The 5,691-nt window shown below is 41.8% G+C and carries 3 protein-coding genes and 1 pseudogene; 2 read left to right on the top strand and 2 right to left on the bottom strand.

Annotated features, from left to right (window positions below):
* Nucleotides 1-466 precede the first annotated feature (466 nt).
* Complete coding sequence (gene psb29, locus PSE7429_RS21010; protein ID WP_009629378.1) at nucleotides 467-1,189, bottom strand: photosystem II biogenesis protein Psp29; 723 nt, start codon at nucleotides 1,187-1,189, stop codon at nucleotides 467-469.
* 418 nt (nucleotides 1,190-1,607) lie between these two features.
* Between psb29 and PSE7429_RS21005 the strand changes: the two genes are divergently transcribed.
* Nucleotides 1,608-3,137, top strand: a complete 1,530-nt coding sequence (locus tag PSE7429_RS21005) for a class I adenylate-forming enzyme family protein (RefSeq protein WP_009629377.1) — start codon at nucleotides 1,608-1,610, stop codon at nucleotides 3,135-3,137.
* Between the two features lie 75 nt (nucleotides 3,138-3,212).
* Here PSE7429_RS21005 and PSE7429_RS21000 read toward each other — a convergent pair whose 3' ends face one another.
* Entirely contained in the window at nucleotides 3,213-5,012 is a 1,800-nt protein-coding gene (locus PSE7429_RS21000) for a DUF3685 domain-containing protein (protein ID WP_009629376.1), read from the bottom strand.
* Nucleotides 5,013-5,291: 279 nt separating this feature from the next.
* On the opposite strand from PSE7429_RS21000, the pseudogene PSE7429_RS20995 reads away from it, so the two are divergent.
* Nucleotides 5,292-5,691: pseudogene (locus PSE7429_RS20995) on the top strand (DUF4277 domain-containing protein); the annotation flags it as partial.

Genomic DNA, 5,691 nt, shown 5'->3' with positions numbered 1-5,691 from the left:
ATACCAATTCACGAAAGTGTTATCACATTTTCGTGAATTATAGCTATAGTCAGTAATATTATACCAATGAACTGAAGTGTTGGCTCACTTCAGTTCATTAAAAACAAGCCCAGTAAGGTTTTGAGATTCCCAAAATGGCGTTGCCATTTTGGGAATTGGTATTACTCCCTTCCCAGTGAAGAATTAGACGTTGCGGCGCTTCGCGCCGCAACGTCTAATTCTTGGTTTTTGATATCTATTTCTTTGGTGGGACAAAAATCAAACCCCATAGAGAGTTGCGGCACTTCGCGCCGCAACTCTCTATGGGGTTTGATTTCCTGACTTCAGTGAATATAGCTATAAAAACTAAACCTCAGTAAATGGGCTTAATTAAATATAAAAACCTAAGACCTGTAGCGCACGCTGCACTTGCGCTACAGGTCTAATAGCAAGTTAAGAAATGGCTACGCCATTTCTTAACTTGCTATTAGGATGGATTATCGGGAGTTTCGCTAGAAACTTCCGTAGCTTTAGCACTGGATAGGGCTGCTTCTTTTTGAGAGCGTTTTTTGCGCTCAGCTTCTACCATATCGGCAATCATTTGACGGGCTTGCTCGATTTTGTCAAGATTCGAGCGATAAAGATCAACATCCTTAAGTAAGCGATCGCTTCCAAATTTCAGCGTCTCACCCACTAGTTTGATTAATTCTTCGCGCTTGGCACTATCAGCGATTTCTTCAGGATCACTAATTTCTAGCAATGCATAAAGCCCTACGCCTAGCAAACGGCTATATTTAAAATTTTCTTTGGTAGAAATAATTTGGAGTTGCCCCGACAAAGGCTCAAGGCTAATTCCCGAATCCAGATTGGTAAGTAGGGTTTTAATATCGTTAGGCGATCGCGTCGCTAAATCACTGAGAGTAGCTGCATCTTGACGAATCCGATCGGAATCAAATTGCAACGCCGCACACAATGCATGAAATACCGCAAAGCGATCGGTTTCAGGTTTATAGCCTGCCGTAAAGCGATCGAAAGTAGTTACAAAACCTAACGCAAAAATTGCATCGTAAACAAATGTTTGATTAACTTTCAGCAGATGAATTTCCACTAAAAGTTCGTCCACAACCCGTCGGTAGACCTGATTGACTGGTTTGGGGAAGGCTAAATAAAAGTCTTTTTTGGTGTCAGAAACAGTACGAACGGTATTCACAGTCAACAAAACCTAACGGCAAGATAGTTCAATTTATCATCGCACAGATAGCCGTGGCATCTGTCTATCCCTGTAGATAAATTTTTTACCAGTTTTACAGCGCTTTGCGCTCAAATCCAAACCAAGAAACTTTTTGAAAGTCTTTTTGAAAGTGTTGCGAAGCAACACTTTCAAAAAGTTTCTTGTAGTTCTTTTGATTTCTTTTGATCGAAAATTGCTGTAATAAGTAGTTCAGCAGAATTAAAAACCAAAAACAGAGATTGTACCGCCCGCTACGCGGTCGGTACAATCTCTGTTTCTTGGTTTAATTCTGAATAGCGCAGTACTTTATGATGATGAGAATTTTGAGCGATCGCGCTCGGCACTGTAAAATGTCGGACGATCTCCTGATTGAAAAATTGCTAGAGGTAAATCAGTCATGAATTTAGCACAGCTAATTTCCGAAACCGCCGCAAAATATGCTGACAAACCCGCAATTATTTTTGAGGGAAAAGTTTGGACTTACCAAGAATTTAACCGTCAGGTGCAATGCTACATTACCAAACTTGATCGCTTAGGTATAAAAAAAAGCGATCGCGTCGCCATCCAATTACCCAAATGTATTGAGTTTTTATTTTTTCATTTTGCCATTCTCTCCATCGGAGCGATCTCTTTACCGCTAAATCCCGATTATCGTCCTGAAGAGGTGGTCTATTTTCTCACTGACTCAGGCAGTTCGCTATTAGTAACTTCTAAAATCCTTTATAGCAGAGTTCAGCCATCGATTCAACATCTCTCCGAATTACAAATTCTACTTCAGGATGAGGATTTATCGCTTTCAGAAGTCGTTGCCAATGCTTCCATCAGATCGGATGGCACGGAGATCGCCGCAAAATATGCAACAGATCTCGATGATATAGCCATGATTTTATATACATCTGGAACGACAGGACGTTCTAAAGGTGCAGCCATCTCCCATCGGAATCTGATCGCGAATATGCAAGCTCTCCACAAAGCATGGGCATGGAGCGATCGCGATATCCTTCTCCATGTTTTGCCCCTATTTCACATTCATGGTTTAAATGTTGCGACCCTCGGCGGGCTGTATGCAGGAGCAACCATTGTCATGCTGGAAAAGTTCGAGCCTCAAAGGGTCTGGGATACATTAGTGTCGGCAAACTGCACCATGTTAATGGGTGTTCCGACCATCTATCAGCGCTTGATCGATACATGGGAAAACCTCGCGCCAAAACCCGACTTAACGAAAATGCGGCTGTTTATCTCTGGTTCTGCACCCTTAAGCGATCGTCAATTCCATCAGTTTGAGAATCTCACAGGTTTCCGCATTCTCGAACGCTATGGCATGACTGAAACGGGAATGAATGCCTCCAACTTAATTGAAGCTGACTATCGCAAAGCCAAAAGCGTCGGTTTTCCATTAGCAGGAGTTTCCATCCGCATCGTCGATCGGGATGGAAAGAATGTCCAAATGTCCGAAGTGGGAGAAGTCTGGATTCGTGGCGACAATGTCTTTCAAGGCTATTGGGAAATGCCCGAAAAAACAGCAGAATCCTTTGTGGACAGATGGTTTCGGACGGGCGATCTCGGCTTTCAAGATCCCGATGATAACGGTCGATTGTACTTAGTTGGTCGGGCTAAAGAGCTAATCATTACGGGTGGTTTTAATGTGTATCCTAAGGAAATTGAGAATGTGATCGAATGCCATGAAGCGGTCAAAGAGTCCGCCGTATTAGGTTTAGAGGATAGGGATTTTGGAGAAAGGGTTGTGGCTGCGATCGCCCTTAAAGAAACCGCTAATATTACTTCTGAAGCATTAATCGAACATTGTAAAAACCGTCTTGCGAACTATAAATGCCCCAAGCAAATATTTTTTGTTGCGAAACTTCCCCGCAATGCAATGGGTAAAATCCAAAAAAATATTCTCGCCCAACAACTTCAAAACCTTTAAGCAATCCTAAATTCTCTCTCCTATAGCAAAGAACATAAAACCCAAAAGATGAGTGGCGGCGCTAAGCGCCGCCACTCATCTTTTGGGTCGATCTTGCCAAGCATTACCAATTCCCTGTACTACACCACGCCCGATCAACCCGATACCACGACCAATCACATTGGTTAATAAGTACACAAATCCACTGCCAAGGAGGGCGATCGCAGATTTTAGTCTTGGCGTGATCGCATCTTGGATTTCCAGTGCTAGGGTTACCGCTAGCTGCACACCTTCTAACTTTTGGAGTTCCTGATTGCGGGGTGCATAGATACTTATCTTTTTGATACCGAGATCAGCAAAGGTCAAAAAGATATGACGACTTTCAAAAATTAATTGCGGTTCGAGGATGTATTTTTCTAGGCGATATTTCCAAGATAGGTCGTTCCGAAATCTTTCTATTTCACGGGTTGCCAGCAAATTATATCGATAGAAGTTTTGCTTGATTTCTTCAGCATTGGCAAAATTATTTAAAAGCGGTTGAATTACAGCATTCGCCATCTGAATAATTACATTGTCTAAAATCAGTTCCAACCTCTGCATTGCTTCAGTCGAACCTAGCGATACAGTCGTACTGTCAACTACTAATTCCGTTTCAAATAATAAATGTGCGAGAAAAGAATCAAACTGAGGAATTTTATTTAGAAATTCGGTTTGAATGATTTCACAATCCTTGAGTAAAGTGTCAACTACATTTACCTCATTACTTACCTCATTACCAATATCAGCAATACTGGTGACCGCGTAGTATTTGCCAAAAAAATTAATTGCAGTTTCTTGCCATATCCCTCTTAAAATATCAGGGATTTTGGGCTCTAGCTGCGATGGAAGAATTTGAGCAAACCTCAATTCTGTCAGGCTTTGTTCGATTTGCCGCAGGGCAATATATAAAAGTTCGCGCTTCTTATTATCTTTTAAAATGTCAATTTCTAAAGGTGTCTTACTCCAATTAGATAGATTAGATTGAATTTTTGTGACGGTTTTGTCCCATAAACTAGCTTGGATCGCGAGGATATTATGTTGATGCTTTGGCTCGGCTAGCTTCTGAGTTCTATCAAATTTAATTGGGCGATCGCCTATATCCACATCAGGGCTAGCCATTTTGGAAGAGAGATCAAGAGGGATTTGAGAAATCGCAGGAGTTGAGGTTTGTCCCCATAGCTGTCGCACTAGCCAACGCGCAACCTGTAGTTCGCGAACTTGTCCTGCTAAAACAATCTTGATGAGGCGATCGCTGATCCGATCGCTGATCCGATCATTTGTCCCAGACAAACTCAATCTAACCTCAGCTAGCAAGCGATCGATCTGTCCTACTCCCGACCGATAAAAGCTCCGTTTGACAATCTCCATCACAGTTTGCTCTGGCACATTAGAGACTAAGCGAACATTCTGGCTGAATTCATTTTGGTAGCGATCCCCCAAATATTGACCACCACGGGCAACTTGACGGATCGCCACAACTAATTCTTCGGGCTGGTTTCCCTTCACGCAGTAGCCATCAATACCATAAAGAATGGCAATTTTTATGAGTTCTGAAGACGACTGAGAAATCAATACGAATAGGGGTAAATGGGGATATTGCGACTTTAATTGTTGGCATAGCTCTAACCCCATATGACCTATGGATGGCGCAGAATCTCGACTGTCTCCCCTTAAATTGAGATCGAGAATCACTAAATCAATCTCAGGGATTTCCCGCAAAATCCTTAAAGCATCCTCGGCTGTTTCAACATCTGCCGATACTTCTAAATCTGGAAACTCAAACAACCACGATCGCATTCCCATCCGAAAAATGCGATCGCTATCCACTAAAAGCAACCTATACAACTCGTCACTCATTAACTTATACCAATTCACGAAAGTGCAACAACACTTTTGGGAATTAAAAAATAAACCTAGCAAGGGTTTTCAAATTAAGAAATGACATAGCCATTTCTTAATTTGGTAAGTAGTTCAGCATAATTAAAAAAACAATCCAGAGAGCATACCGCCCGCTACGCGGGCGGTATGCTCTTCTAGGTTTTAAGTTTACTTATGCCTAGCTACTTAGCTATATCCCACATTCCGCTCGTAATGGAAGGGTAAAATAATTACCAAAAAGCAAAAAAGGAGGTAGGTATTAATACAGAGATAAAAGTATCGAACCTAGATCATCTAGGGATCGTGGCAGGAATCATTGATGAGATGGGAATCGAGAAAGAAATAAACACGATAATCGGGAGAAGCTCAAGAGAAAAAGTAAGCGCAGGGATAATCGTCAAAGCGATGCTACTGAATGGCTTAGGATTTGTATCAGCACCCCTGTATATGTTTGGCAAATTCTTTGAAGGAAAAGCAACCGAGCACTTATTGGGGGAAGGAATAACAGCCGAGCAAATCAACGATGACCGCATCGGACAAGTACTAGATGATTTACATGAAGCAGGACTAAGTGAGACATTTTAGGAATCAGCCTGAAAGCAGTAGCAAAATATGAAATCAAGGTAGAAACAGGACATATAGACTCCACCTCATTTCA

The sequence above is a fragment of the Pseudanabaena biceps PCC 7429 genome (genome assembly GCF_000332215.1).
Classification (GTDB): Bacteria; Cyanobacteriota; Cyanobacteriia; order Pseudanabaenales; family Pseudanabaenaceae; genus Pseudanabaena; species Pseudanabaena biceps.
Note: the sequence above shows the minus strand (reverse complement) of the source record. Positions and strands in the feature narration are given on the sequence as shown.